A 26,077-nucleotide genomic window follows, 5' to 3' on the forward strand; every position below is an offset into this window, starting at 1 on the left:
TCCCTCCCTCAATCATCGAAGAATCCATATCCGAATGGTTTTTCTTGCGGAGCCGAAGCGGTCGCGACGTCTTCCATAAGTTTAGTGAAGGTTACCGTGTCTTTTTCCGATAACGATTCTATTAGCCGTCTTTCTTTTGCTTTCAATCCACGCCCTGCTGCTGTAGAGACAAGGTTCAAGATGGGCTCCACCCGCTCCATCTTCAACCGTTCTTCTCTCTCCATGCGCTTCTGTTCAGCTAATTTGCGATTATGTTGTTCCCAATCCTCTTCGTCATACCAAAAGTAATTGCCGTGCCTTGTGCGATAGATTAGAATCCAGTATTGCAATTCTTCTTCGCTATCTTGGATGCGCTGGTGGCAGATTCTATTAACGCGCATGCCGTTTGTTTTCACCCCGCGCCCATCGCGGCCACGAGGCATAACGTGATGAGTATCTTGGTCGGGTCTTCCGCAACCGCATTGGCAAAGTCCACCCGCTTCCTCTATCAGTTCAGAGATGACCTTTTCCGGAAACTCCGCCCGATCTGCGCGGGTGGGCGTATGTTGGTGATGAGCAAGGATGTTTTGCCGCCACGGTTGAATCTCTTTCTTTTTCTTTTTTACGAATGCCAACTGTCACACCCCCTACTTTTGGTGTCTTGTATTCCAGCGTTTGTACGCCGTTTCCATATCCGGTGACAATCCGGTAGCAGCGAAGCAGCTTTCGCAACTGACTCTAAAGCCGCTTAGTTCCGCTGCATCTTTTGGAGAACCGCCGCAAAATGGGCAAGCCTTTAAACCCGCTTCGCTTGTCCGGTCATTCGATGGCTTTTCCCGCTTCCGTTGCTTCGCGTCTTTGATTGATACATTGCCCTTATCGCGATATTCCTCGTATACCTCCTGCTGCTGCTCCACGGGCAGGCCGGACAACTCGTAAGCGGTGGACATATTGACCTTTCCTTCTTGCATCTCCGCTTTAAATTCGGGGGCAAGATGTTTTGATATGGATTCCATCCTCGCTACTTGGGTTGGTGAGATGTCCAATGTTCTTGCGATGAGATCCCTTAGTCGGCCTGGTATCTTGTCCCGCTTCTTTATCTGTTCCAGAATGGTTCTCATCTCTTCTGCCTGCTTAATTTTTTCCCAATCTGACAATTGTCTCGCTGTTGAGTTGGTTGTGATGAGCAATAGCTTTTCGCGCAGCTCGTCTTCTTCGGTTTCAACAATGCAAGGCACTTTCTCAAACTCCCGCTTCCCCTCTTCTACCAAGGACAGGATAGCAAGGCGACGACGATGCCCCGCAATCACTCTGTACTTCCCGCCATCTATCGGCTTTACAATCAGGTTTTGCTTGATTCCAAACGCTGCTATAGAAGCCTTTAATTCCTCGATCTGCTCCGTGCAGTAGAAATTATCTTCTGACGGCTCCAGCTCATGAACGGGTATGTGAGTTATCTTGTAGTCCTGACTTCCGCCGCGCCCTTCTCCGTCCTCCGCCTTCCCGCCGCCCAGCAATTGGTTCAGATTGAATTTCGACACTCCGATCAACTCCCTTTTGTGTCCGATTCGGACACGTTGAGATATTCGGATACGAGTTTCAGGTAATCCATTGCAGCCCCGCAGCGGCGTGAATACTCAATTATTGGCACGGCGGCGAATGTGCTTTCATCGACCTTTTCCGTCTTCCTGATATGTGTTCGGAATAGCGGGAAGTCCTTCTGGTTGTGCAGCCATTCTTCGCCCTGCTTGTTGACCTCATTACGTTGATAGCAGGTGACGAAGCACCCTTTCAGGTTGATGCCTGGGTTTAATTCTTCCCGCGTGTTGTCGATCTGCTCTTTTAGCTCCGCCAGGCCATCAAAAGCGAACTTGTCAATCTTCACTGGTATAAGCACGTCGTCAGACGCCACCAGCGCATTGATAACGGATATGTTGATGTCGGGCGCGTTGTCTATGATGCAGTAATCATATTGACCCGCTACTTGGTTAAGGGCGTTTCTAAGTCTGGTCTGCTGCGGTCGTGATGTGTCCAGCAATACTTGCAAATTTGCTCGAAGCAAGTTCATATTTGCTGGGAGGACATCCAATCCCGCATAAGGGGTGGATGTGATGATGCCGCTAATGTTTGGGCTCCGCTCTGTCATGACTTCGGCAATGCTTGGATTGTCGTAGCTGTGAAGCCCGAACATCTTCGATGCGTTTCCCTGTTTGTCATTGTCAACCAGCAGCACCCGCTTCCCATGTACCGCTGCTAGGATGTGGGCGATATTTACCGATGAGATTGTCTTTGCCACGCCGCCCTTTAGATTGATTACAGATATCGTTTGCATCTCAGCACCTCTTCGATTTCAATTTCAACTCTCGGAAAGTTTCTATCTACTCGGAAGCGGTGTGTTACGTCGCCGATCTGTCCCCATCCATCGTTTTTGATGATTCCCGCTTCCTTCAAGCCATCGAATATGAACTTCTGCCCTGCCATGATGTTGTCTTTATCCTTCCGCTTGTCTTTGCAATACCAAATGATTGTCACATCGACTATCTCGGTTCTTTCAACCCGTGGCAGCCTCTTCGCAGTCCACGCCACAAGATTGGTGTTCATCTCTTTCATATCGCGATACACTGACCAATGGGATTTTGCCGCGTCTATGATTTCATTCAATGTAGGCAACTCGCCCTGAATTTCAATTTTCACGCTCTCAGCTCCTGACATGGTGGGTAGATATATCTTTTTCTCCACGGATACGGCATGTGATGGATGATCTGAAAAAATAGCCTTCTCTCATCGCGAACATTTTTGACTCCCGCTTTGTTCCCCTCGTAAAATTCGGTTTGCTCCAGCTCTGCGATCTCGCGGTGAAACTCGCACAGGTTCACCAGCGCCCACTCTCCCGTTGCTTCTTTTCTGCATCCTGGTACTTTGCAACATGCCATATTATCCATCCCTTTCCGATGTGTGATGTATGTTTTATGATCGTGATCATTCCCTCGTGATCATTCCCTCGTGATCATTCCCTTGCCCTTCGGAGCTTTAGGTAAATCGACCACCCGGTTATGTCGTTGTATACTGGCTTGCATTCGGTTAGATCCCATTCTGGATATTTCTTTTTCCAGAAGCTTTGATTGTCGATTTCATCCCTGACAATCCGCTCTACTTGCCGCCTTGTGTACTTGCTATCGTTTGTTCTGTATTCCGGTTTTTGGAGGTTTTGGCTGCTGCTCCAGCGCTTCTTTCCGTTGGGGCTTTTCATGAGATAGCGGGATAGGGCTTCTAGTCCGTAATCGTTCGGCTTCAAACTGTCCGCATTGGCGTATCCAATCCGTTCGCCTTTTTTCTGTCCCTTCTTCCTGGGCTTTCTCCACAGGTCTTCCACCGCATCCCTGTCCAATCCGCTATTCATGATGATGTGATGATGCACCCTTGTTGGCTTTTCCCCGTTCTTTCCGGTGTTATGTTCTGTGACGAGTACATACTTTAGAGGAGGGAGCCCCTCCCGCTTCCGTCTGTGAGATATCCGCCTAATGTAGTTCGCCACTTCCTTCTCAGCTTCTTCCACCGTATCCGGTACTTTGGCATAGGTGACGGTTACGTGTAGATCACCTTCACCAAAGTTCGTATTCACTAGCTGCACGAAGTACCGCTTTGCATTCTTATCATTCAGGTTCCGTTGCTTTGGGGCTGACACCTTTTTCTTCCTCGCCCTCCCTCTCGGTCTAGGACCCAGGATGGTGTGATTGTATATGTCCACTTCCATGTATGATCCGCAATATATCTTCTTCTCTCTAACTACATTCCGCACGGCAATTTCCCCCAGCTGTATAGTGCCGAGTATTATCTATCCTATTGCTGTATATTGGGTTGTCCTAGCCCCCTCTGTACCATGCATCGCAGGAAAGATAATACCCATTACAAGCCCGATAACGCTCTATGGCGTTGCCTTGTCGCCGCGAAATTTGATATAATCAATGAGAGCTGAATTATCGCATTTCGCTTTGACTTCGCCCCGTGGTCGCTTCTGCTAAAGCGTCCATCGGGGCGATTTCATTTCCATGTGTTTTATCATTTTGCCTCTTTGTCTTCCAATCTCTTAACCTCGATTGGACGTGCGATTACAACGCAGTTATTGTGTCGATCCATCAATTCCGCTTGAATGAACATACCCGCTTCGCTTTTGCGGTAAATGATTGCTGATATATAGCTATATGTAGTTCCTCTGTGCTCTACAGCCTCACCGCTGGTCATGGCTTCCTTCAGTTCTTCATTTGTCACTGGTCCATCCCCCTTCTATATTTGGTATAATTAGCCTAGAAAGAGAGGTGAAACGAATTGATTAATATTTCCGATATTTTGGATGATGCAACTGACTTTGATAGAGAGGTGTTTATCGCTGCCCTCGATAAGCATCTCTTAAACCTTCCACAATTCGTTGAGAACGTTTCGAGAAGGGTTAAACAAAGAGAATTGGTTATGTCCCTCAAAAAAGGATTAAATGCTGATGTTCATGAATTTAGTCTTGAAGAGGTTGATTTATTTCACGATGTTCTTTGCTTCTATAAAAATAGCGCCGAAACTTATGTGGATTTAGATCGGGCCGCTGAAGAAGCATTACAGTCAGCACTAAGGAAATATACTAGGCGTCTTGAAGATTTTCTGTATGATCTCCGAAAATAGCTACATGCATCGTTTCATAGATTTCTTTTTTCATCGCTTCTTGTTGCTGTAGTATCAACTCTACTTTTTCGTTGTACTCTTGCTCGCTCATCTCGCCCGATGAACGAGCTTTTCTACATTCCCAGTAATGGTCAGCTATCTCTTCGAATTTACGCATTACTTCATCATGTTTTTTTCTAGCTTCTTGTTTATTCACACCTCTTCGCCCCCCCTACGTACTCTTTCAATAATTTCAACGCTGTTATAATCAGTTCAACCTCTCCCGAAGTCGCTTGTATTGCCGTTGATACATTTGGCGGGCACTGGGTGATTGTGCGGTGTCGGCCATCTGCAGCAAGTTTAGGCAAACTCGCAACCATTGTTTTCGTGTCATGCCCTTCTCACTCCCTTATCAGAATTTGAGCACCTATAATAACACCTTCAAACATTACGATATGTGCGCCGATTTCAGCATTGAATACCTTTGTATCTCCCGCAATAAGCGCGCGTTGATATACTAAACTCCCCTTAGCAACCTGCGCGAATCCGCTGACCTGGGCACTGCCAAACACCTCGGAGTTATCAATGACCGCTCCACTATCAACGCAAGCGCTATCGTATATCATTGATTCATTTTTGACCTCCGCATTGCCAATAACGGAGGCGCTCCCGAATATCGCCGACTCGTCGTAAACCCAGCATTTCCCCGCATGGCTGAGATTGTGTTTTGATTCAATCCAGCCGCCCAGGTCCCCGGCTTTCACGTCGCCAAAATCCCGGATAGCGCGGATACGGTGAAGCTTGGCGCCCTCAGCGATTTCGGTTGTCATCTCGCCTGTGAACTCGTATTTCTTTTGCACGCTTGCTCCCTCCCTCATAGTCGATATCCAAGCTTCTCGGCCTGCATGGCTGCCCAGGTGGCGAATGCGCATTCGCTTGGGTCGATATACTCCCTCATGTACCTGTCGGCCAAATGGTTCAGGAGCTCATCAGGAATATTCATGCCGCCCCTTCTTTCACATATCCTTGACATTGCTTAGATCCGAAAAGTCTTTTCCTGCGCTCCGGCGCATGAAGTCATTAAGCTCAAACGTTGACACCTTGAGTCTGCCGAGTTTCAAGGCTTGAAGGTGCCCGTGCTTGATTAGGTCATAAACGTAGTTATTATTGACACCGAGTATCTCCGCCACTTCTGAAACTGGATGAAGACGATTCAATTCACACACATCCTTATAAGAACATTCATGTAATACACTTAAAGTGAAGTCTCGATCAAAAAAATTAACTTCTTGCAGGTACTCTGATCAGGTCGGCATTCATTTCAAATACATAGGCAAGTGAGTAAATCACATAAGGCTTTATTTCAACTTCTCCGTTCTCCCAACTGATTATAGTTCGCTTAGACACACCCAGTTTTTCGGCCAGGGCCTCTTGAGTGAATCCCTTCTCAACTCTGGCTGCCTTAATACTTAAATCAAACTTGTTCATGTTCACCATCCCCCTACTTGTTTGTAAACACATTTTAGTACACTTAAAGAGTAGTGTCAACACATAAAGTGAATTATAATTACTGATTGTGTTGCAAATTCTTCACTATTAGTGTAGAATCCTTTGTAGGGAGGCGAGTTCATTGCAAGTTAATAAAACGGTAGAGTATCAAAGGAAAGTTCTAGCCAAAAACATCAAAATGCTTTTGGACAAGAGAGGAAAAACGCAGACGGACATGGCAAGAGAACTGGGTATTGCAGAAACGACAGTATCTAGTTGGATGAATTGTGAAAGGTATCCTCGCTTAGATAAAATCCAGCTAATGGCTGATTACTTCAATGTCAGAAGATCTGATATAACAGAAGAGATAAATGATGCCGTTCAGCAATTTGAAGTCGCCCAATACCCATACTATCCAGTAAGCATATCGGCGGGACTGCCTATTGAAGTCATCCCGATCACACCCTCAGCAACCCAAACAATCACATTGCCCAACTCACTGATGGGGAAGTGGGCCGGTTCAAAAAACGTTTACATCATGAGGGTAAATGGTGAATCAATGAACAAGGTAATTCCTCATAGTTCATTGATTGCTGTCAAAAGCGTAGAGCTGTCATCACTTAATAGTGGCGATATCGTTGTATACAGCAACGGACACGAATATTCAGTCAAACGATTTTATAACGACGAAATAAATGAAAGGGTTATTTTTAGACCTGATTCGACGGATCTAAGTTTCACTGATCACACCGTTTCTTATGAAGAAGCGAAGAACCTGAAGATTCATGGCAAAGTTGTCGTCTATGTGGTGGAACTGGGGTGATGAGAAAAGGGCAGTTTAATAGCTGCTCTTTTCTAAATAGAACAGAAAGGAGAATCATCAAATGAAAGGCGGAGTAAGGAAACGCTATGGCTCATGGTATTACTATTTCGACTTAGGAACCGTCGACGGGAAACGGAAAAAGATTGAACGGAAAGCTGTTGGGGCCGAAACAAAATCCCAAGCAGAAAAAATCCTTCGAAAAGCAATGGAGGAATACGAAAACACCGGCACTATCTTCGAACCCTCAACAACGAGCCTTCACGACTACATGAAATTTTGGTTTGAAGAGTATGTGATGATTAACCTAAAGCACAATACCCAAGAGAATTATAAATTGGTCATCAACAAGCATATCAATCCGGGAATTGGGATGATAAAACTTAAATCGTTAACGCCGGAATTGTTACAAAAATTTATTAATGACAAGCATCGAGATGGCTATTCCCGAAAAACACTTACTATTTTTCATACAGTCCTGCAAAATGCATTAAAACAAGCGGTCTATCCGTACAAATTAATAAACGAAAACCCGATGCAATATGTCAAACTTCCAAAAAAGGAAAACAGAAAGACGACAGAAACAGATTTAAAAATCCTGCCCATGTCGTCCATAAGAAAAATAAACGAATTCCTTGAACCCACAAATTCATTTTACATCCCTTTTCACATTGGACTCAACACCGGGATGCGGGTGAGTGAAGTCTGCGCCCTTACATGGGACTGTGTAGACCTATACGAAGGCACTATAAAAGTAGACAAGATCATGATTAACGTCAACAGAGAATGGATATTCGGGACCCCTAAAACATCCTCGTCATATCGAACAATTAACATTGGTGCTACTTTAATAAAAATATTGAAGGAACACAAACTACGCCAAAAAGAGAATAAATTGAGGTATGGCGAGTTCTATGTAAGTAACGATTTCGTATGCACCAAAGAAAATGGGGAGAACGTCACCCCTGCCAGTTGCAAATGGAGCGGAAAGAATATCCGGGATAAGCTTGGCATAGAGTTTAATTTCCATTCACTCCGGCATACCCATGCGACCTTGTTGCTTGAACGAGAAGCGCCCATAAAAGAAATTCAGGCGCGATTGGGTCACAGTCGATCTGGCATCACACTAGATACTTATTCACACCTGACAGAAAAAATGAAAAGTCAGACAGTGGACATTTTTGAACGTCTTATGCATGACGTCAGATAATCTCCCCCACCATTTTAGAAATTCGGTGGCTGTACGGTGGGGGAGAGCTATTTCTAAGTGACGTCAAAACTGCCAAACCATTGATAAATCAATTATTTTTGGTCGTCAATCTTCAAAACGGCCATGAACGCTTCCTGAGGCACTTCCACGCTGCCGACCTGCTTCATGCGCTTCTTGCCTTCCTTCTGCTTCTCCAGCAGCTTCCGCTTTCGGGAGATGTCTCCCCCGTAACATTTGGCCAAGACGTTCTTGCGCATCGCCTTGACCGTCTCGCGGGCGATTATCTTCGTTCCGATCGCGGCCTGCACCGGCACTTCGAACATCTGGCGCGGAATCAGCTCGCGCAGCTTCTCGCACAGCAGCTTGCCGCGATGGTACGCCCGATCCTTGTGCACGATGACCGACAAGGCGTCGACCTGCTCGTTGTTGAGCAGAATATCCATCTTGACGAGATTCGATTTGCGGTAGCCCGACAGCTCGTAGTCGAACGAAGCATAGCCGCGCGTGCTCGATTTCAGTTGATCGAAGAAATCGTATACGATCTCGGACAGCGGAATCTGGTACGTAATCGTAACCCGGGTCGTGTCGAGATATTGCATATCTACGAATTCCCCGCGCTTGCCCTGGCACAGCTCCATAATCGCGCCGACGAAATCGTTCGGCACGATGATCGTCGCCTTGACGTACGGCTCCTCGACATAGTCGATCTTGCTCTGATCCGGGTAGTTCGACGGGTTGTCGATCGTCAGCGTCTCTCCGCTCGTCAGGGTCACATGATAAATTACGCTTGGCGCCGTCGTAATGAGCGGAATATTGAATTCGCGCTCGATGCGCTCCTGAATAATCTCCATGTGGAGCAAGCCGAGGAAGCCGCAGCGGAAGCCGAAGCCAAGCGCCGATGAGGTCTCCGGCTCGAAGGAGAGCGAAGCGTCATTCAGTTGCAGCTTCTCCAGCGCTTCCCGCAGATCATTATAGTCCGACGTATCAATCGGATACAGTCCGCAGAATACCATCGGATTGATGCGGCGGTAGCCCGGAAGCGGCTCCGCGGTCGGATGCTTCGCATCGGTGATCGTATCCCCGACGCGGGTGTCGCCCACGTTTTTGATGCCGGCGACGACGAAGCCGACATCGCCCACGTTCAGCTCGTCGATGATCGTCATGCGCGGCTTGAATGCGCCGACCTCGATGACTTCGAATGTCTTGTTTGTTGCCATCATCTTAATCTTGCTGCCTGCGCGAATGGAGCCGTTGACGACCCGGACATACACGATGACGCCCTTGTACGGATCATAGTGAGAGTCGAAGATAAGCGCCTTCAGCGGCTCCTCCGGATCTCCGGTCGGCGGCGGGACTTCCTTCACAATCTGCTCGAGAATCTCCCGGATGCCAATGCCCGCCTTGGCGGAGGCCAGCACCGCATTCGAGCAGTCGAGACCGATAACGTCCTCGATCTCCTGCTTGACCCGCTCCGGTTCGGCGCTTGGCAGATCGATCTTGTTGATGACCGGGAGAATCTCCAGGTTGTTGTCGAGCGCGAGATATACATTCGCCAGCGTCTGCGCTTCAATGCCCTGCGCCGCATCGACGACGAGGAGCGCGCCTTCGCAGGCCGCCAGGCTCCGTGACACCTCATACGTGAAGTCCACGTGGCCCGGAGTATCGATCAGGTTGAGAATGTACTCTTCTCCATCATCCGCCTTGTAGGTCAGACGGACCGCCTGGAGCTTGATCGTGATTCCCCGTTCCCGCTCCAGATCCATATTGTCAAGGACCTGCGACTGCATTTCCCGGGCGGCCAACGCTCCCGTATATTCAAGAATCCGGTCAGCAAGGGTTGACTTGCCGTGGTCAATATGCGCAATAATACAAAAATTCCGAATCTTCTTTTGTCGTGACAGTAATTCCGTCATTCGTATTCCATACCCCCACCACTAAGCCAAGTTTCAATTCATTCATTATAACGGATTGAGGGGGCAACAGCAATAAAAAGGCGATTATAGGCCCGGAGCGTCGAAAAACGGCCGATTCCGGACCCGGATTCGTCAGAATAATCCGTCGAACAAGCCGACGACGGCGCGGATGCCCGCTTGCGATAATGTCTGCAGCAAGCCTGCCGTCTGATCGGCCAGCTTGTTGACCGTCGTATCCTCCACAGGCGGAAGACCCGGCGCCGGCTGCGGAGCGGCCTCCGGCGGCCACTCCGGCGGCCGATTGTCGGGAACCGCCTCTTCCCGGCCCTGCACGGGCTCCGGTTCGGCCGGACGGCTCGCAAGCGGCTCTTGAGCGGGACGCTCAGGCCAGGCCGAATCGGCGGGAACGGAGCTCCGGTTCGCATCGACCGGACCGTATATCCGCTCGATGCTGACGGAGGTCACCTCCATTCCGATGAAGACGCCGACCACCAACAGAACCATCATGCCTACCACCTGCTTCGCAAAGCGGGACATAGCCATAGCCTCCTTTTCTCATTCTTCCATCCGTCCATTCATTCGAGCCGTTCCCGTTCCTCAACCATTGGCCGCCGGCGGAGCGTTCTTCCGGTTTGCCGTATTCCGTTCAGGCGCCTGCCGCTTCTGCTCGTTCTGCGGCTTCATCACCGGCTTCGCGTTCGTCTTCTCGCGCACAATCTCGGCAATCAGATCCGCCAGCACCTCTGCGGTCCGGTAATTTTCCTCCAGCGTATTGTCAATGCCTCCGATCTCCATAATTACGCTGTTCGGCGACAATGATTGGTTGTATTCCCCGTTCCCCTGCGCCGTCGACTTGCCCCAGATTCCCCTTGAGACGCCGGGATACCGCTCCTCCAGCCGGTCATGAATCTCCTTGGCGAACTTCTCGTTCTCTCTCCAATCGGGATTGCCGCGGCCGATGACAAAATAAACTTGGGCGTAAGAGGTTCCGTCTATCTCGACCGTCGAATCTTTGCGGCGCAGCGCGTCCCGGTGAATGTCGAAGAAGAACTGGAGATCCTGATGCTCTGCCATCGCCTGCTTTACCGTTTGCTTCGAGTATTTGTAGGAATAGTTCCAGCTATACCCTTTGATCGTCGACGCATAGTCCTGATTGGAGTGAACGGCTCCGATCCCTCGCTTCTGCAGTTCCTTCTGCAAATGTTTGCCGACCAGCGTCACGTTGATTTTGGCGTCATTCGGATTCGTGCTCTCCTTCTTCAATTCCGGGTTCCACGACTCCCGGTTATGAGAATGATAGATAAAGACATAATCTTTCAGATTGGAGCTTGGCCCGCTTCCTTCCGCATCCGACGGGGGCCCGGGCTGCACCGTCTGGGGCGGAGCCCCTCCGCCGGCATCCTCAATCGGCTCTCCCCCATGCTCCGGGAAGGTTTCTTCCGCCAGAGGCGAAGGATAATCGACCGGCCCCTTGGCCGATTGGTTCCCGGTGCCTAAGCGGAGCGGAATCGCTTGTTCGCTGTTCAGTCCCGGAACCTCTCCGGCGATGAGCGATTTCGGATCAAGCGGATTCACATTGGTTGCCATCTGTACGAGGAATTGGGCAATCTGTGTCCGGGTCAGGGAAGATTCCCCCTCTCCAGAAGGCAGATTCGGCATTTCCATCGCAAGCATATCGACAAAAATGCGGCTGGACAGCTGAGCCGCGACTCCCTTCATCGAAGCGAGCGGCGATGAATCCAGCTTCTGTTCCAGCAACCCTCCCAGGCCAAGCACGATAAAAAACATGGCAGAAGCAATCGATAATAGCAGAAATGTGCGTCCCATGAGCAGCGTCTGCATCCACTTCTGCTTCCATTTGGCAACATTGACCGTGCGGAACATAGAAATGCCCTCCTTTATCCTGCTGGTCTCACTCTCTCAATGCAATTGCGAGAGTGCATTTAGTAGAATCTATGAGGGCATTCTATGAGATAGAACTATATTTTTCGGTGCTCCGTACCAGGAAGAGATAATCGAATAACCGTGCCTCGGCCCGGCTCGCTGCTTGCCTCCAGAGTGCAGCCATGCGCTTCGGCCAGCTCTCTCGAGATCGCCATCCCCAAGCCGCTGCCTTCGGACGCCCGATCGGTAGACTGGCCCCGGTAATAGCGTGTAAACAAATGACTGAGCGTCTCCCCATCCATGCCCGCGCCGTCGTCCCGGAACTCCAGCGCATCCTCGCCATCCCGGGCAACAAAGAAGATTTGAAGCGATGTGCCTGGCGGATTGTGGAAAAAAGCATTCATGCAAATATTTTCTATGATTCTGCGAAAATATCTCGGATCGAACGAGAACCATACCGGAATATCCGGCCGCTGATAGTAAATGTGCGCCTTCGGACGCTCCGGCAGATTGAGAATGTCGTCCAGTGTCTCCTCCAGCCATGCATCGAGACATAGCCGCTCCCTCTGCAGCGGCAGACTTCCGCTCTGCAGCCGGTAGGTCAGATTCAAATCCTGCAGCAGCCGATCCATCCATTCCGCCTTTTCGGTCATGACGCCGGCGAATTCGGCCACCTCTTCCCGCGACCAATCGTACTGCTTCGCCTCCAGCATGCGCGCGTAGCCTACGATGGAGGCAAGCGGCGTCTTCAGATCATGAGACAGGCCCGCAAGCCACTCCTCGCGCTGCCGATCATGCTGCCGTCGTTCCTCTTCGGCGGAGCGGAGCCGGGAAGCAAGCTGGCGGAGCGCCTGCATGACGTCTTCATAAATGCGGTAATTCCGCTTCAGCTTGCCGCTTCGCCGTTCCGAACGCGGCCGCCCGCGATGATCGGCTGGCTCTTCATAGATGCCGTCCGCGATTCGCTCCGTCCAGCGCATGACATGAAGCTGGGGCCGGGCAAGCCGTGTGCTCTGCCACCAGGCCATGAATAGAAACACAATGATCATCGTCGCGACGACGCCCCCAATCGCAAGCAGAAAAATATCCTGATAGGAAGCAATGCGGAATCCGGCGGCAGTAACCGCCGCTCCGTCCGTCTGATGGGGCATTTGCAGCACCCATGTGTCGCCTGTTGCCGGATTGTACCGGTACGCGAGCAAATAGGCATAGTGCTCCGGCTGCAGCGACCGCAGCGCGATCTCCTGCAGCGTCAGCCGCTCGACAACGCCCGCGGGCTTGTTCCAGGATTCGAGGGTGCGGCCGGCGGCATCCAGGCGGGTCACCCATGCGTCATGCGGCGCCAGGAGCCTGCGGACGGATTCCGCAGCCGGAACCCCTTCTTCACGCGAGGCCAGCCATTCATCCAGCAGCCGCAATTGCAGCGGATAAGTTCCGTATAGCAGCGTAATGCTGCGGCCGCCGACGGATCGAATAAAAATGAAGATGCCATGCTTGCTTGGCAGCTCCCTCTGCACGTAGGCGACCGCTTCTCCCGGCGCATATTGGGTCGGCATGTCGCTGGGCGCGTTGAAGGACTCGACCACCTTGCCGTCCTCATTCAGCACCTGCAGCCAGCCCCCGCTCGCTGTCAACCGCTGGAGCACCTCGTCCGGCCAGACGACCCGCCCCTGCCGATTCACCTCCACCGATTCGACAATCCGGGTCAACTGGCTTGTTAGCAGACTGCGGCTCATATCCAGCGCGCTCATCCGATCGGCGACCCACAGGAAAGCCGCAAACATGCAGCCAAGCAGCATCGCGCCGATTAAAAGCCATTGCCATGCGTAATGCCAGGCCAGCCGTCTGCCCGATTTCATAAGCGGGACCTCCCGCTTGGCCGCCCGCCGCCCTCCTGCTCCGGCGGCACCAGCTTATATCCCATGCCGCGCACCGTGACCAGGAGGCGGGGCCTGCCCGGCACTTCTTCGATCCGCTCGCGAATGCGATGGATATGGACCATGACGGTATTGTCATCGCTCATCGCGTCGCAGCCCCATACCCGCTCGTACAGCTCCTGCTTCGTGAACATCCGGTTCGGATGCCGGCAGAAGAACAGCAGTAGCTGGAACACCATCGCCGGACATTCCACCGGGACCCCGTCGACCCGGAGCTCGCCAGCCGCCTCGTCGACCGCGAATCTTCCATAGACATAGCGGGCGGGCAGAGCGGACTTCGGCTCCGGAGCAGGCTGTCCCGCAGACGCCAGATAACGCTTGAGCTGCGCTTTGACCCGCGCCGCCAGTTCCAACGGGTTGAACGGCTTCGTCACATAATCGTCCCCGCCTAGCGCGAAGCCGGTCAGTTTGTCCAGATCGGTCGTCCGGGCCGTGACGAAAATAATCGGGGCATCGGTCGCCTCGCGCAGGAACGGAGCCAGCTCGAAGCCGCTTTTTCCGGGAAGCATCACATCGAGCACGATCAAATGGACGGGATGGCTGGCGCAATACCGGACCGCCTCCTCTCCGGTTGTAACGCAGACCACATCCGTGAACCCTTCCTTCCCCAACACCGTCCTCACCATTTTCCCAATGGCGGAGTCATCTTCGACGATTAAGATTCGGCTTTCATATGTGTTCATCTTGCCGTATTCCTCCTTAGCGGCTATTCCTCCGCGGCTCCCTGATTTTCTTTTCTTTCATTGTACCATGCCCGCCTGTCTCCCTTTGGAACGCAACCTTAACGCAATCTTAACGGAATCCCGCTTCCCGGCGGAATCGACGTCATTGTTAAGCTAAAAATGAACTGGCGTTTCGGTGATGTTCAATCCGGAGCCTTATGATCAAAGCAGAGGACAGACCAAGAAAGGAAGATGACCCATGAAGAAACGCACTCTCGCCGTATGTATGCTAGCCCTCTCCTCTGTAATCGCCATTAGCGGTTGCGCGGAGAATGCAAGCAGCCAAAAGGAGAGTCCGGCGAAGGAAGCCGGCATGGTTAAGGAAAAGGAGCCGGAATCCGGTGAGAGCCGGAAAGCAGACGAACAGCAGCCGCAAAAATCACAGGGGCAAGAAACGCAGGTCCAAGAGACGTTGACAGGCGACGACGTCAGCAGCTGGATCGCCGGTCATGAGGCGGCCAAGCTGTATGAGCATTTCTCGCCGGAGTTCCAGGAGCAGGCAACGGCCGAGGATATCGATAAGCTGCTTCGTCAAGCATGGAAAAAGGGAGAGGCTCCGGTTCAAATCTCGCGGCTGGCGGCGGACGGTACGGAGACATACGTATGGAGCAGCAAAGACGGAAAGATGTACCTCTCCGCCTTGCTGCGCGAAGGCCGGATTCACGGCCTGCTCCTGCGTCCGTCCGACCCCCGGGCCACGGATGAGAAGTATACGCGCCATGCCTACCGGATGCCCTTCGAAGGGGCATGGACGGTCGCCTGGGGAGGAGCCAACACGATGCTGAACTATCATTATGAATATCCAACGCAGCGGTATGCCTATGATTTGTTCATCGTGCGCGACGGGGCCAGCCTGGAAGGAGATCCGAAGGATAACGCCAGCTACTTCGCGTTCGGACAGCCCGTCGTGGCTCCGCTCGGCGGGAAGGTGGTCAAGGTCGTGGACGGGCATCCGGACAATGTGCCGTTCGAGAAGCCGCTTACGGAAGAAGCAGCGGGCAATCACGTCGTCATCGATCACGGCAACGGCGAATACAGCGTGCTGGCCCATCTCAAAAAGGACTCTATTCTGGTGAAGGAAGGCGATACGGTGAAGCAGGGCGATCGGCTCGGCCTGTGCGGCAATTCCGGCAATTCATCGGATGCCCACATTCACTTCCAGGTGTCCGATAGCCCTTCTCTGGAAGAAGGGTCATCCCTTCGCATCCGGTTCGAGGATGGAAGCGATCCGGTTCGGGGTGACCAGGTGCGGGGTCAGGACAAGCAGTAGCGAGCGCGTGCAGGCTCGTGCGGAGCAGCATGCGCAGGTATAGTTCGCGATAAGCGAAGCTTCAGCAGCATGCGGCTGGCTCAAAGCACCCCGCGAAGGTTAAGGTCGTGATAACGAGGTTCAGCAGGCTCAGAGCCCATCAAATGCAGATTAAGTTCGTAGAAGCCCATGCGGCAAAAAAACACCCGCTAAGGGTGTTTTTTTTCGGGGGTCCTGAGGGATTTTCATTTGTTATGCCCCGGGTGCGCGCCGAAATGGCTTCAATCGGCAGGTTAGATTGGTTAGATTGATTGGGTCGGGTCGGCATGTCCGGTTGGGGGGTGAACATTGCTGCGTTGTCCGGTTCCGAAGTGGTAATTGCTGCACAGCTACAGTAATTTGCGACAGTTGAGTCGATCTGGAATGAAATTCCTGCAAAACTACATCATTTTCGCTAGATATAGCAACGATTTGAGTGAAATCGAGGAAATTCCTGCACTTTTGCAGGAACCCCATTGCGGCATCGATACGTTCATAAGAATGCTGCACTTTTGCAGTTTTCGGGAACAGCTTGGGCAGATAACGCAGATTCAACAACCTAGTCGACTTAGTTTACTCGTTTCTCGCTCAGCCGGTTCACTTACCGCACTCAGGTACTCGTTTCTTGCTCAACCTTTTCACTTAGTGTACTCAGTTTACTCGTTTCTAGCTCCCCCAGTTCACTTAGCGCACTCAGTTTACTCGTTTCTCACTCACCCGGTTCACTTACCGCACTCAGTTTCCTCGTTTCTCGTTAGCCCGGTTCACTTAGTTTGCACAGTAGCTCGTATACTCAGTTGAGTCACCTCGCTTAATCAACTCAGTCAAGTCAATCAACCCAGTCGACTTATTCAAGCCAGTTAACGCAATTCAATCTCGGTCGACTCAAGCAACTCAAACTCAATTCAAACTCAATTCCATCTCAATCAACCCAAATCAATCTAATCAACTGAAGCGACTCAAAGCAAATCAAGCCCTGAAAGCGCAATCTCAATCAACTCCGTGCAATTCAATCCGAGGGGAGCTTAAAAGCTCCCCTATACATCATGTTGTAAAGCCAGGCAGCCGGATAGGCTCCTGGCTCCCTGGCCCTCGTCCATGTCCATCCTCAGTGCGTATAGGCGGACACGTTGCTGCTGTCGACCGCTTCGTGCAGCGCCGCGTTGAGGCCGCTGGCGATAATGTTGGCCATATCCTCCATGAATTCGTCGACTTCCTTCGGTGTCACGATCAGATCATGGCCAAGCGGCTCCAGCACTTCCTTCACCAGCAGCAGCCGGTCCTGCTCGCCAATTTCTTCGAGAATGCCGAGAATCTGCCGGGTCTGATTCGTCTCCTGCTTGAAGTGCTCCCGCATCATTTCGAAGGCGTTGTTGACGATGGTCGAAGCATAGCATACGGTCGGCACGCCGATGGCGATGCACGGCACCCCGAGAATCTCCCGGGTCAGCCCGCGCCGCTTGTTCCCGATGCCGGAGCCGGGGTGAATCCCGATATCGGCAATCTGGATTGTCGTATTGACCCGCTCCAGCGCTTTGGAGGCAAGCGCGTCGATCGCGATGATGAGATCGGGGCGGATTCGATCGACGATGCCCTGCACGATATCGCTTGACTCGATCCCCGTCACGCCGAGCACGCCGGGAGCGACGGCGCTGACCTCACGGTAGCCGGGACTGACCTGATCCGGCATCACCTCGAAGTAATGGCGGGTGACCAGCACATTCTCGACGACGAGCGGCCCAAGCGCATCGGGAGTCACATTCCAGTTCCCCAGGCCGACAATAAGCACCTTCGCGGAAGATCCGATCCCGATTTCTCCGAGAAAAGAAGCGAACAGCTGCGCGAACGATGTGGCGACGCGGTCCTGGAGGTCGGAGTCTTTCCGCCGCAAGCCCGGCACTTCAATCGTGATGTAGCGCCCCGGGATGCGGCCGATGGCGCGCGAGCCTTCCTCCGTCTGCACATGAATCCGCGTTATTTTGATGCCGCGATCCTCTTCGACATGCTCCTGCACTCCGGGAATGGAGGCGGCGCGATCAGGGGATGCCATTTCCCTGGATTCCAACGCCAAATCGGTACGAACCGAATAATTGCGTAAATCCGCCGTCATAAGTCTACCTCCCAAAAGTTCCATTTTGCAGATATTGTGTGTGATGGAGGCCAACTTTATGCGGCAGCAGCGGAACTATCGCATGCCGATGCCTATCCGGCAAATGGGGAGACCGCGGCAAACATATTGCTTTTTAGGGTATGTCATGCTAGAATATTTTAAGTTGTGAATCTATCTCATGCTGATCTGGAAATGGTATAGATTCGATTGTCGCACTACGATGCAACGGAGGTGAATGCAATGCCTAACATTAAATCCGCTGTGAAACGCGTAAAAACGAACGACAAGCGCCGTCTGTTGAACGCTTCTCAGAAGTCCGCACTTCGTACGGCTGTCAAAGCAGCTGACGCTGCATTGGCTAACAATGAAGTGGAAACTGCCAAAGGAGCTGTCGCTCTGGCTTCGAAGAAATTGGACAAAGCCGTTACAAAAGGCTTGATCCACAAAAATGCGGCTGCCCGCAAGAAGTCCCGCTTGGCACAAAAATTGAACGCTCTGCTCGTACAAGCGTAAGCAGCAGCCTTTCATACTTAAATGCAGCAAAGAAGCCCGAAGATGAACGCCTGCGCGTCCGTCTTCGGGCTTTTGTTGATGGCGGGCTAGCGGGAACCGGCCATTCCGCTCCGCGTGCTGCCCGCCGCCATCCGCATGATGAACATTTCCAGACCGAGCGTCTTGTCTACCCGCCCCGACTTCATCTCATAGTCGAGCTCGGCCGCCTCGGCCAACCATCCGGCCAATACATCGGTTCCGTAGCCGCGCGCCTGTTCGGCCGCCATCTTGGCCGCATAAGGATGGATACCGAGCTGAGAGGCGGCCTGCTGCTGCGTGAAGCTCTGGTTCGTCAGCTCCTTGACCTGAAGCATCATCCGGAGCTGCCGGACGATGAGCGCCATAATCTTAATCGGCTCCTCCTTCTGCTTCAGCAGCTCGTGCAGGGTCGACAATGCTTTGCCCGCCCTATGGCGAACGACATCCTCGACCAATTGGAAGACGTTCTGCTCCGTGTTTTTGGCAATAAGTCCTTCAATCGTCGCCGTATCAATGACGCCGCCTTCCCCGGCGAACAAGCAGCATTTCTCAATCTCGCCCGCCAGCGCCTGCAGATTCGTCCCTACCGCGTTCAACAGGGCCGTTACCGCTTCCTCCCCGATGGAACAGCCATGCTTGCCCGTCTCCCGCTTCACCCACTGCGCCAGCTCCTCGGCCCCCAGCGGCTGAAAAGCGAGCACCGCGGCCTTCGCCTTGGCGGTCTTGACCGTCTTCTTGCGCTCATCCAGCTTGTCCGCCTGCACCAGGAAGACGATGGTGCTGGTCTCCATCGGCTGTTCCATATATTTAAGCAACCGTTCGGTGCGATGCTCCATCTTGTCCTTGCCGGAGGCAAAAATCGATTGATCCTTGACCAGAATGCACTTGCGGGGCACAAGAAATGGCAGCGTCTCCGCTTCTTCGATGACGGCCTCGATCGGAGCTTCAGCCGTGTCCATCTTCATCACGGCCAATTCCCGGTTCTCCGGCTCGAAGGCATGCTCCAGCAAATAGTGAACGAACTCTTGCATTCTGTATTTTTCCGTACCATACAGTACATATATCGGGCGCGGCTCCCCGCGCTGTATCTCCTTAATCGCCGCTTTCATATCCAATGCCTGATGCCTCCCCCTGTCTATGTACTTCATGATAGCAAAAATTGAGGAACGCCGCAAAAAACAAAGGGACCGGCGCAGCCCTCGCGGGCGGCGCAAGTCCCTTTGTCCCATACCATCTATGATAAACGCCTGCAGCGAAGCTCTAGAAACTCCGCGCAAACGGTCACACGACGTACGGGAACGTCACTTGCATCTTTTCCTTGATACCTCATCATACGCGCGCCGCGCCGAATGTGTGCCGCTTCCCGGGGGATGGCCCAGCCCATTTTTGGCAGCGCGCGAGCCTTCGGCGCCCTAGGTAGCAGGCTTGGCCGTACCGGGCACCACGATAGGCTCCTTCGTATCGGCCTCGCCGGCGGCCGCTTCCTTCAATCCGTTCGAAGACACGTCATAATGGAACTGGCGCAGTCCGTCCTCTGTCCGCACCTTTACTTCCAGACGGCTGCTGTCCGAAGACCAGATCAGCTCTTCCGGCATGTCGGCGAATGCCAGCGTCTGCAGCTTGGTCTGCTCCGCGTCGTTGACGCCGTACAACATGAGCTGGCCGTTCTCCCATACGACCATCCATTTGCCGTCCGGCGATGTCGCTTCCTTCGACGCCGCGAACAGAGATTGGCGGTTCAGATCCTTATCCGCGAACCCCATGCTGCCGGCATCGGCGCTCGAGCCGTTCTCCGGATCTTCATTTTTCGGAACGGCCGCAATGGACGGCGGCACCTGGCTGTCCTGCGATTCGGCTTGCTCCGTGCCGGTATTCTGCTTGCCGGCCGCAGGCTCCTCGGCCTTCTTGCCTTGCTTTCCGCTCTTCTCTTGCTTCTCGGCAGACGATCCCACCGGCTTCCGATCTTGCTCCGGCTTCTCGCTCTTGCTCGAATGGCGATCTGCCGCGCCGCTGCCTGCCGCCGGCTTCGGCGGCGCGGTGTCCGGCGCTTCCTCCTTATTCTGTCCAGCGTCGCCTGGCGGTTGGGCATCCTGTTGTTGCTGTTTGTTGGACGCAGAGTCATCGTTGCCCGTTCCGGCGTTGGCTTCCTGCGGCACCGGCTTCCCGTCCGGTTGAGTGCTCCGAAGGACCTGGCTCGAATCCGCCGCGCCGACGGATTCCTGCGCCGGCTGCGTCAATTCCGCGAAGTCGCCTGCCTGCTCCGTCGCCGTCGGCGGCTTGAACATCACCATGAATAATCCGAAGATGAGACCTGCGGCCACCACGGCTCCCGCAGAACGCCATTGCCGCTTGTGATACCATTTCGGTATGGACGTTACGGCCTGCGGCTTCCGCTCCGGCGTCCGGGCCGTCACGCCGCTTCCCTGCCGCTCCAAGGTACCTGAGGCCGGGGAAGGCGATGCGCCCGCGGCTGCCGCCTGCTGCTTATCTATCTGCTGCAAGGAAGGCAATATCGCATCCACCAGGCTGTAAGGCGGAGCGACCTTCGGAAGCTGAACCAGCTCCCGATGAATATTCTCTAACCGTTCTGCCATCTCGGCGCAGGCGGGGCATCGGCGGATATGCTCTGTCAGCAGGCTCTCTTCCGACTGCGTCAACTCACCGTCCAAGCTGCGTTGCTTCAGTTCCATCACCTCTGCACAGTTCATCCTCGTACACCACCTTTCTCATAATCTTGCAGCATCGTCTGCAGTTGTTGCCGGGCGCGAAATAGATAGGATTTGACCGTGTTCAACGGCAAATTCAAGCTCTCCGCAATCTCGTTGTAGGAGAAATCTTGCAGATATCGCAGAACGACGACCGCACGATGATGTTCAGGCAGCCGATCTATTGCCTCACGTATGTCCTGAGCCACGTAGGCGGACATCACTTCCTTCTCTACACTCTCTTCCCCGACAAATACGAGGTCATGCTCATCGATCGAGACCGTCGGGCGATTGCGCCGGAATTTGTCAATGCAAATATTCGTCACAATCCGCTGCACCCAGGTTTTGAACTGAGCTTTTTCCTCATAAGATTGAATTTTGGAATAAATCCGGATTAAGGCTTCTTGGGACGCGTCCAGTGCATCCTGCTCATTATTGAGGATATAATAAGCCGTCCGATACACGTATTGTTCTATTTCCCGCAAAAGAGTGATTAAAGCGTCGCGATCGCCGGATTGAGCGGCTCGTATCAGTCCCGAATCCACTACCTGTTATCCCCCTCTCTTGCATATCCATTGACGTGCCTAAGCCGCAAATGGTTGCAGTGGTTCACTTCCAATTTGTAGTTTATCCTCTCATCCGCATAAATTCATCCCTTAGCATAGCAAAAGATGCTTTCAATTGCATTGCATGATACAACAAGGTGACAAGCCGCAAAAAGCACGTCAGGCCGACGTGCTTGAAGCTGCTCTCTAACTCTATGGAACTATCCTATCACGCTTTGTCCGCACCTTCAAACCCTGCACCGTCAGCCTGAACTGGATCTCTCCGTCCCAATCGGTCCGGAGCGCGGGCACCTGGGCGCGCGCCAACGTGGCGAGCACGTTCGGATGCGGGTGCCCGTAGCGGTTGTTGCGTCCGAGCGAGATGACGCCTGCCGCCGGCCGAATCGCTTCTATCCATTCCGGGATAGAGGACGTCCGGCTTCCATGATGCGCCACCTTGTAGACATCCACAGGCGGCAGCCGGCCTTGGCCCGCACCTCCTGCCAGCATGCGCCGTTCTCCATCGGCTTCCACATCCCCCGTCAGCAGCATCGTCGCCTGCGCCTTGCTGCGCGGATGGGTCAGCGTCAGCAGCAGGACGAGGGAGGCGCGATTTTGGTTCTCCTCCTCCGGGAGAAGACTCGCACCGCTATCCGCTATCGGATAAAGGACGTCGATTCGTGTCCATTCATCAACCATCCACGAATCGCCGGCCTGGCCGCCGCTGATCGGGATGCGCTTCTCCAGTGCCATCCGGTACAGCTCCGCCATCGTCGCCGAGGACTTCCACGTGCCGTTCGTCATGAAGCGGCTGACCGGCATATGCCGCAATACGGCCAATAGCCCGCCGGCATGATCTTGATCGGCATGCGTCAGCACGACCGCGTCCAATCGCCGGACGCCCCGCTGCTTCAACAGGGGAACGATCACCTTCTCGCCGATCTCGAACGGCACGCGGCGTTCCCTCCATCGATCCCCAGGCCTGCGGAAATTCGCCGTTCCTCCTCCGTCGACGAGCACATGCTTGCCGGAAGCCGTACGAATCAAGATACTGTCGCCCTGGCCGACATCAATGAAGCTGACCACCGCATCTCTGCCGAGACCATCCCGATAGCCCCAGACAAGAAGCGCGGCGAGCGGAACGACCGCCAAAACGGAGCCGATGCGGCGGATACCTCGCGGGGAAGGCCGCACCTCCACGAATGTGCCGAGCGGCTGCGTATCGCCCTCCGTTCCCGCCCGGCTGCGGGGCAACGCGCCTCCCTCTTCAGCCATCCGGCGCCATGAAGCGAAGGCGAGAGACAGACTCGCGTAGTAAGCACCAATCCACCATAGCGGGAGCTGCGGCCAGATTAAGCTCGGTCCTTCGATGGCTGCGAGCCATTCGACGATCCGGAACGTCAGCTCGTTCATCTGCGACACGATCCAGGCTAGCGGGCGGGCTGCCGGTTCATAGAGAAGACCCGCGAGGAGCGAGATCGTGCCAGCCGGGAGCACGCCAAGACTGATAATCGGGACGAGCAGGAAGTTGGCCGCGAACGACAAGAGCGAAAATTGATGGAAATAATAGACGGTCAACGGAAAAGATACGGCCTGGGCGACCAAGGTTACGGCCGCGGAAGAGGACAGCCACAAGGGCCAGGCCGGCAGGAGCCGCACGACGCGGGGCACCCCGATAATCAAGCCGGCGGTCACGGCGAACGAGAGCTGAAAGCCGATCTGAAGCGCATAATACGGGTCCCACAGAAGCATCGCCAACAAGACGAGGGCCAAAATGTGAAGTCCGTCCTTCAGCCAGCCCTTGCGCAAGCAGTACAAGGCAACTATCGACATCAGCCCCGCCCGGATGACCGAAGGAGCCGCTCCCGTCAGCAGCATATACGCCGGGAGGCAGCATTGAACGATCAACAGCCCCTTCTCCTTCGATAGGCGGAGCAGCCGGAGCAGGCCGAGCAGCGCCCCGGCGAATACCCCCACATGAAGACCCGAGATGGCAAGCACATGCGTCATACCCAGCTCCGAGAACTGGCGGTATGTATCCGGATCCAATTCCGTCCGGCTTCCAAGCACAAGCCCCTGCATATATCCGCTATGCGGCTGCTTATACAGCCGCTCCATAAGCTCCAGCAGCGCGCCGCGGACCCGGTCGACCCGGGCAAGCGCCCGGTGCGCGGCCTGTTCTGCCCGCTGGTACCCGTTCCGGTTCACTCTGTCAATGATGGCGGCCTGCTCTGCTCCTGCAACCCGGAGAATCCAATGGATGCGCTGCGGCCGCAGATACTCCCGATAGCTGAACGCCCCGAAGTTCGACGCGTCTCCCGGCGCGGTCAATTGGCCATGAAGGCGCACGGCCCGGCCCCGCTCCCATCGCGCCATCGCGCCCAGCTCCGACGGCGCGGACAGCCGAATCTGGACGAGCAGCTTCTCGTCCACGGGCTCCGGCCCGCCTCCTGCGTCCCCTTGCCATGAGACGGCCCGGAACTGGAACTGAACCCGGTCCCCGTCTTGCTCCGCCGGAGACAGGATATAGCCGTCCCAGCTTCCCTCCGCCGCCGGCTGATCCGCATCGGCAGGCAGCGTCCAGCGGCTGGCATTGCGGTGTTCCGTTACGATGTATAGCGATGCCGAACAGAGAAGCGCCGCGCCGTACAGAGCCGCCTGTCTCCCGCTGCACCAGCGAAGCGCGCAACCGAGCGGAAGCGTCAGCAGCAGCCCCGTCACGGCCAGTACGGCATGAACCGCGGATAATGCGGCCGCGGCGTGAATCCCGATCACGAAGCAGACGGCCATGGCAACAATCGGTCTGCGCGACAGCAATTTCAACCTCACCTCCCGGTTTTTACTTGGCCTGACCTCGTTGTGGGCACTCGTTGTCGTAGGCTCGGCTTGTCAGGCTGATTCAGACAGTTGTCCACCAGAGGAACGCAAAAAAAAACTCCACGCCATCGTTCCGCGGCCGCCCATGTTCATGGCATGCCCGGAATTCCGGCATGGAGGTTCTTCCCCACATCATTAATCTGTCGTATCCATTATCGTCTCCTGCGGCGGCTGGTAGGAAGCCAGCGTCCGGAACGTAATTCCCTTCTGCTTCATCATCGCCGCAACCTTCTCGCTGTCCTTCGGATAAGGGCGATGATACACGATCTCCGTGACGCCGCTGTTCGCCAGCATATTGGCGCAGGTCCAGCACGGCTCGTCCGTCACGTACACCGTGGAGCCCTCTCTGTCGATCCGATCCGTGAACAGCAGCAGATTTTGCTCGGCATGAATGGTGCGGATGCACCGTTCCTTCTTCACCATCTGCTCCTCGCCGTCAACGGCGATCTTCTCGTACTGCTCGACAATCATGCACCCCGCTTCGCTGCAATCCGGCACTCCCATAGGCGCTCCGTTATAGGCCGTTCCGAGAAGCTTCTTGCCCTGCACCAGCACAGCGCCGACATGCCGCCGGGGACAGCGTGAACGTGTAGACACCATATAGGCGATATCCATGAAGTAGGTGTCCCAATCTTTGCGTACACTTGTTGTCATCCGATTCATTCTCCCGTCTGTAGTAGGCTGATGACCGCCGCCATCGTTCTTACCCTTCATTGTAAGCACGATACCTTCGCTGCGCAACCGGATATCTCACATGTCCGTCCCGTTACTCGATCGAGGCTTGATCGCGCAGCTTGGCGAAGATAGCGGGGCCGATCCCTTTGACCTTCTTCAAATCCTCCAGCCGCTGGAACGGGCCGTGGCTCTCCCGATATTTTACGATCGCTTGCGATTTGCTGGGCCCGATTCCCGGGAGCTTCATTAAGGCTTCCGCATCGGCCTCGTTGATATTGATGCGCCCGCTCGCCGCGTCCTTCGCCTTTGCGTCTGCGGAAGACCCCGCGGAGGGAGCTTCGGCCGAGGCCGGAGCACCGCCCCCTTGGCCGGGTTCTTCCTGCTTCTTGTCTGCCTGTATCGTTGGCGGCTGATTCGGGTCTCCTGCGCCCCGAATGGCGGTCTGACCCGCGTTCGCGGCCGATTCGGGACCTTGCTCTTGTCCGTCTCGCGGCCAGGAAGAAGCAGATGCCGGATTCGGACTTCCTTTCCGTTCCGCCATTTCCCTGCCCTCCTCCTCGGCGGCCAGACGCTCGGCAATCGCTTCATTGAGCGGCGTCCAGCCGCCCGCGGCCTCCTCCCATTGCGGCTTCAGCCACAAGCCCATGGAGACGGCAAGCCCGGCAATCGCCATCCCCGTCAGAGCAATCCAAACGCGCAAGGATAACGTATGACGGCTCTTCTTCATGCATATTCTCCTTTCG

Annotated in this window: 28 protein-coding genes; 5 read left to right on the forward strand and 23 right to left on the reverse strand. The window is 54.1% G+C overall.

Features of this window, described 5'->3' with window-relative positions; genetic code table 11:
* Positions 1-8: 8 nt before the first annotated feature.
* From OCY70_RS22905 to OCY70_RS22930, 6 genes are all read right to left on the reverse strand, one after another.
* Positions 9-614, reverse strand: a complete 606-nt coding sequence (locus OCY70_RS22905) for an HNH endonuclease (RefSeq protein ID WP_213431350.1) — start codon at positions 612-614, stop codon at positions 9-11.
* A gap of 12 nt (positions 615-626) precedes the next feature.
* Positions 627-1,520, reverse strand: coding sequence for a ParB N-terminal domain-containing protein (locus OCY70_RS22910; RefSeq protein WP_261944627.1), 894 nt, complete (start codon positions 1,518-1,520; stop codon positions 627-629).
* 5 nt (positions 1,521-1,525) lie between these two features.
* Positions 1,526-2,311, reverse strand: coding sequence for a ParA family protein (locus OCY70_RS22915; RefSeq protein ID WP_261944626.1), 786 nt, complete (start codon positions 2,309-2,311; stop codon positions 1,526-1,528).
* A complete protein-coding gene (locus OCY70_RS22920; protein WP_213428349.1) occupies positions 2,293-2,673 on the reverse strand; it encodes a RusA family crossover junction endodeoxyribonuclease in 381 nt (126 codons plus the stop codon). Before OCY70_RS22920 ends, OCY70_RS22915 begins: the two co-directional genes overlap by 19 nt.
* 313 nt (positions 2,674-2,986) lie before the next feature.
* The gene (locus OCY70_RS22925; RefSeq protein WP_213428348.1) at positions 2,987-3,778 is read right to left on the reverse strand and encodes a rolling circle replication-associated protein; all 792 of its coding nucleotides are present in this window, start codon (positions 3,776-3,778) and stop codon (positions 2,987-2,989) included.
* 260 nt (positions 3,779-4,038) lie between these two features.
* Positions 4,039-4,248 (reverse strand): hypothetical protein, encoded by a 210-nt coding sequence (locus tag OCY70_RS22930; protein ID WP_213428347.1) that lies wholly within the window; start codon positions 4,246-4,248, stop codon positions 4,039-4,041.
* Positions 4,249-4,305: 57 nt separating this feature from the next.
* On the opposite strand from OCY70_RS22930, the gene OCY70_RS22935 reads away from it, so the two are divergent.
* Positions 4,306-4,650: a hypothetical protein gene (locus OCY70_RS22935; RefSeq protein WP_213428346.1), complete on the forward strand. Its 345-nt coding sequence runs from the start codon at positions 4,306-4,308 to the stop codon at positions 4,648-4,650.
* On the opposite strand, the gene OCY70_RS22940 is transcribed toward OCY70_RS22935, so the two are convergent.
* The 5 genes from OCY70_RS22940 to OCY70_RS22960 form a co-directional block, all read right to left on the reverse strand.
* Positions 4,610-4,846: a hypothetical protein gene (locus tag OCY70_RS22940; RefSeq protein ID WP_213428345.1), complete on the reverse strand. Its 237-nt coding sequence runs from the start codon at positions 4,844-4,846 to the stop codon at positions 4,610-4,612. The two genes, OCY70_RS22935 and OCY70_RS22940, sit on opposite strands and share 41 nt — an antisense overlap.
* A gap of 184 nt (positions 4,847-5,030) precedes the next feature.
* Positions 5,031-5,489 (reverse strand): hypothetical protein, encoded by a 459-nt coding sequence (locus OCY70_RS22945; RefSeq protein ID WP_213428344.1) that lies wholly within the window; start codon positions 5,487-5,489, stop codon positions 5,031-5,033.
* A gap of 14 nt (positions 5,490-5,503) precedes the next feature.
* Complete coding sequence (locus tag OCY70_RS22950; protein WP_261944625.1) at positions 5,504-5,632, reverse strand: hypothetical protein; 129 nt, start codon at positions 5,630-5,632, stop codon at positions 5,504-5,506.
* 13 nt (positions 5,633-5,645) lie between these two features.
* Positions 5,646-5,855, reverse strand: a complete 210-nt coding sequence (locus OCY70_RS22955) for a helix-turn-helix domain-containing protein (RefSeq protein ID WP_315973933.1) — start codon at positions 5,853-5,855, stop codon at positions 5,646-5,648.
* Between the two features lie 55 nt (positions 5,856-5,910).
* Entirely contained in the window at positions 5,911-6,117 is a 207-nt protein-coding gene (locus OCY70_RS22960; protein ID WP_165643521.1) for a helix-turn-helix transcriptional regulator, read from the reverse strand.
* A gap of 142 nt (positions 6,118-6,259) precedes the next feature.
* On the opposite strand from OCY70_RS22960, the gene OCY70_RS22965 reads away from it, so the two are divergent.
* The gene (locus OCY70_RS22965; protein ID WP_249725112.1) at positions 6,260-6,940 is read left to right on the forward strand and encodes a LexA family protein; all 681 of its coding nucleotides are present in this window, start codon (positions 6,260-6,262) and stop codon (positions 6,938-6,940) included.
* A gap of 61 nt (positions 6,941-7,001) precedes the next feature.
* Positions 7,002-8,147 carry a tyrosine-type recombinase/integrase gene (locus tag OCY70_RS22970; RefSeq protein ID WP_213428343.1) on the forward strand — a complete coding sequence of 382 codons (1,146 nt, stop codon included), beginning with the start codon at positions 7,002-7,004 and terminating at the stop codon, positions 8,145-8,147.
* Between the two features lie 92 nt (positions 8,148-8,239).
* On the opposite strand, the gene lepA is transcribed toward OCY70_RS22970, so the two are convergent.
* The 5 genes from lepA to OCY70_RS22995 form a co-directional block, all read right to left on the reverse strand.
* Positions 8,240-10,060 carry a translation elongation factor 4 gene (lepA, locus tag OCY70_RS22975; RefSeq protein WP_213428342.1) on the reverse strand — a complete coding sequence of 607 codons (1,821 nt, stop codon included), beginning with the start codon at positions 10,058-10,060 and terminating at the stop codon, positions 8,240-8,242.
* Between the two features lie 132 nt (positions 10,061-10,192).
* Positions 10,193-10,597, reverse strand: a complete 405-nt coding sequence (locus tag OCY70_RS22980; RefSeq protein WP_213428341.1) for a translation initiation factor 2 — start codon at positions 10,595-10,597, stop codon at positions 10,193-10,195.
* Between the two features lie 60 nt (positions 10,598-10,657).
* Positions 10,658-11,944, reverse strand: a complete 1,287-nt coding sequence (locus tag OCY70_RS22985; RefSeq protein WP_213428340.1) for a stage II sporulation protein P — start codon at positions 11,942-11,944, stop codon at positions 10,658-10,660.
* 95 nt (positions 11,945-12,039) lie between these two features.
* Positions 12,040-13,803 (reverse strand): sensor histidine kinase, encoded by a 1,764-nt coding sequence (locus OCY70_RS22990; protein WP_213428339.1) that lies wholly within the window; start codon positions 13,801-13,803, stop codon positions 12,040-12,042.
* The gene (locus tag OCY70_RS22995) at positions 13,800-14,564 is read right to left on the reverse strand and encodes a response regulator transcription factor (protein ID WP_213428338.1); all 765 of its coding nucleotides are present in this window, start codon (positions 14,562-14,564) and stop codon (positions 13,800-13,802) included. Before OCY70_RS22995 ends, OCY70_RS22990 begins: the two co-directional genes overlap by 4 nt.
* Positions 14,565-14,802: 238 nt before the next feature.
* Between OCY70_RS22995 and OCY70_RS23000 the strand changes: the two genes are divergently transcribed.
* Positions 14,803-15,873 carry a M23 family metallopeptidase gene (locus OCY70_RS23000; protein ID WP_213428337.1) on the forward strand — a complete coding sequence of 357 codons (1,071 nt, stop codon included), beginning with the start codon at positions 14,803-14,805 and terminating at the stop codon, positions 15,871-15,873.
* A 1,126-nt stretch (positions 15,874-16,999) separates the two neighbouring features.
* Here the strand turns inward: OCY70_RS23000 and gpr are convergent.
* Entirely contained in the window at positions 17,000-18,001 is a 1,002-nt protein-coding gene (gpr, locus tag OCY70_RS23005; protein ID WP_213428336.1) for a GPR endopeptidase, read from the reverse strand.
* Positions 18,002-18,241: 240 nt separating this feature from the next.
* Between gpr and rpsT the strand changes: the two genes are divergently transcribed.
* Positions 18,242-18,514, forward strand: coding sequence for a 30S ribosomal protein S20 (gene rpsT / locus OCY70_RS23010; RefSeq protein WP_213428335.1), 273 nt, complete (start codon positions 18,242-18,244; stop codon positions 18,512-18,514).
* 86 nt (positions 18,515-18,600) lie between these two features.
* Here the strand turns inward: rpsT and holA are convergent, their stop codons facing one another.
* From holA to OCY70_RS23040, 6 genes are all read right to left on the reverse strand, one after another.
* On the reverse strand, positions 18,601-19,647 hold the full coding sequence (gene holA, locus OCY70_RS23015; protein WP_213428334.1) for a DNA polymerase III subunit delta: 1,047 nt from the start codon (positions 19,645-19,647) through the stop codon (positions 18,601-18,603).
* A 297-nt stretch (positions 19,648-19,944) separates the two neighbouring features.
* Positions 19,945-21,240, reverse strand: coding sequence for an anti-sigma factor (locus OCY70_RS23020; RefSeq protein ID WP_213428333.1), 1,296 nt, complete (start codon positions 21,238-21,240; stop codon positions 19,945-19,947).
* Entirely contained in the window at positions 21,237-21,782 is a 546-nt protein-coding gene (locus OCY70_RS23025; protein WP_213428332.1) for an RNA polymerase sigma factor, read from the reverse strand. The genes OCY70_RS23020 and OCY70_RS23025 overlap by 4 nt, the downstream gene beginning before the upstream one ends.
* A 213-nt stretch (positions 21,783-21,995) precedes the next feature.
* Entirely contained in the window at positions 21,996-24,605 is a 2,610-nt protein-coding gene (locus OCY70_RS23030; RefSeq protein ID WP_249725110.1) for a ComEC/Rec2 family competence protein, read from the reverse strand.
* Between the two features lie 189 nt (positions 24,606-24,794).
* Positions 24,795-25,313, reverse strand: a complete 519-nt coding sequence (locus OCY70_RS23035; RefSeq protein WP_213428331.1) for a deoxycytidylate deaminase — start codon at positions 25,311-25,313, stop codon at positions 24,795-24,797.
* A 112-nt stretch (positions 25,314-25,425) separates the two neighbouring features.
* Complete coding sequence (locus OCY70_RS23040; protein ID WP_213428330.1) at positions 25,426-26,061, reverse strand: ComEA family DNA-binding protein; 636 nt, start codon at positions 26,059-26,061, stop codon at positions 25,426-25,428.
* Positions 26,062-26,077: the final 16 nt, after the last annotated feature.

The sequence above is a fragment of the Paenibacillus melissococcoides genome, from assembly GCA_944800085.1.
In the GTDB taxonomy this organism is placed as follows: Bacteria; Bacillota; Bacilli; order Paenibacillales; family Paenibacillaceae; genus Paenibacillus_B; species Paenibacillus_B melissococcoides.

Coding starts and splice junctions, on each gene's coding strand:
- OCY70_RS22915 (WP_261944626.1), bottom strand. CDS start 2,311: ATGCAAACGATATCTGTAATCAATCTAAAGGGCGGCGTGGCAAAGACA.
- OCY70_RS22950 (WP_261944625.1), bottom strand. CDS start 5,632: ATGAATATTCCTGATGAGCTCCTGAACCATTTGGCCGACAGGTACATG.
- OCY70_RS22960 (WP_165643521.1), bottom strand. CDS start 6,117: ATGAACAAGTTTGATTTAAGTATTAAGGCAGCCAGAGTTGAGAAGGGA.
- OCY70_RS22970 (WP_213428343.1), top strand. CDS start 7,002: ATGAAAGGCGGAGTAAGGAAACGCTATGGCTCATGGTATTACTATTTC.
- lepA (WP_213428342.1), bottom strand. CDS start 10,060: ATGACGGAATTACTGTCACGACAAAAGAAGATTCGGAATTTTTGTATT.
- OCY70_RS22980 (WP_213428341.1), bottom strand. CDS start 10,597: ATGTCCCGCTTTGCGAAGCAGGTGGTAGGCATGATGGTTCTGTTGGTG.
- OCY70_RS22985 (WP_213428340.1), bottom strand. CDS start 11,944: ATGTTCCGCACGGTCAATGTTGCCAAATGGAAGCAGAAGTGGATGCAG.
- OCY70_RS22990 (WP_213428339.1), bottom strand. CDS start 13,803: ATGAAATCGGGCAGACGGCTGGCCTGGCATTACGCATGGCAATGGCTT.
- OCY70_RS22995 (WP_213428338.1), bottom strand. CDS start 14,564: ATGAACACATATGAAAGCCGAATCTTAATCGTCGAAGATGACTCCGCC.
- OCY70_RS23000 (WP_213428337.1), top strand. CDS start 14,803: ATGAAGAAACGCACTCTCGCCGTATGTATGCTAGCCCTCTCCTCTGTA.
- gpr (WP_213428336.1), bottom strand. CDS start 18,001: ATGACGGCGGATTTACGCAATTATTCGGTTCGTACCGATTTGGCGTTG.
- rpsT (WP_213428335.1), top strand. CDS start 18,242: ATGCCTAACATTAAATCCGCTGTGAAACGCGTAAAAACGAACGACAAG.
- OCY70_RS23020 (WP_213428333.1), bottom strand. CDS start 21,240: ATGAACTGTGCAGAGGTGATGGAACTGAAGCAACGCAGCTTGGACGGT.
- OCY70_RS23035 (WP_213428331.1), bottom strand. CDS start 25,313: ATGACAACAAGTGTACGCAAAGATTGGGACACCTACTTCATGGATATC.
- OCY70_RS23040 (WP_213428330.1), bottom strand. CDS start 26,061: ATGAAGAAGAGCCGTCATACGTTATCCTTGCGCGTTTGGATTGCTCTG.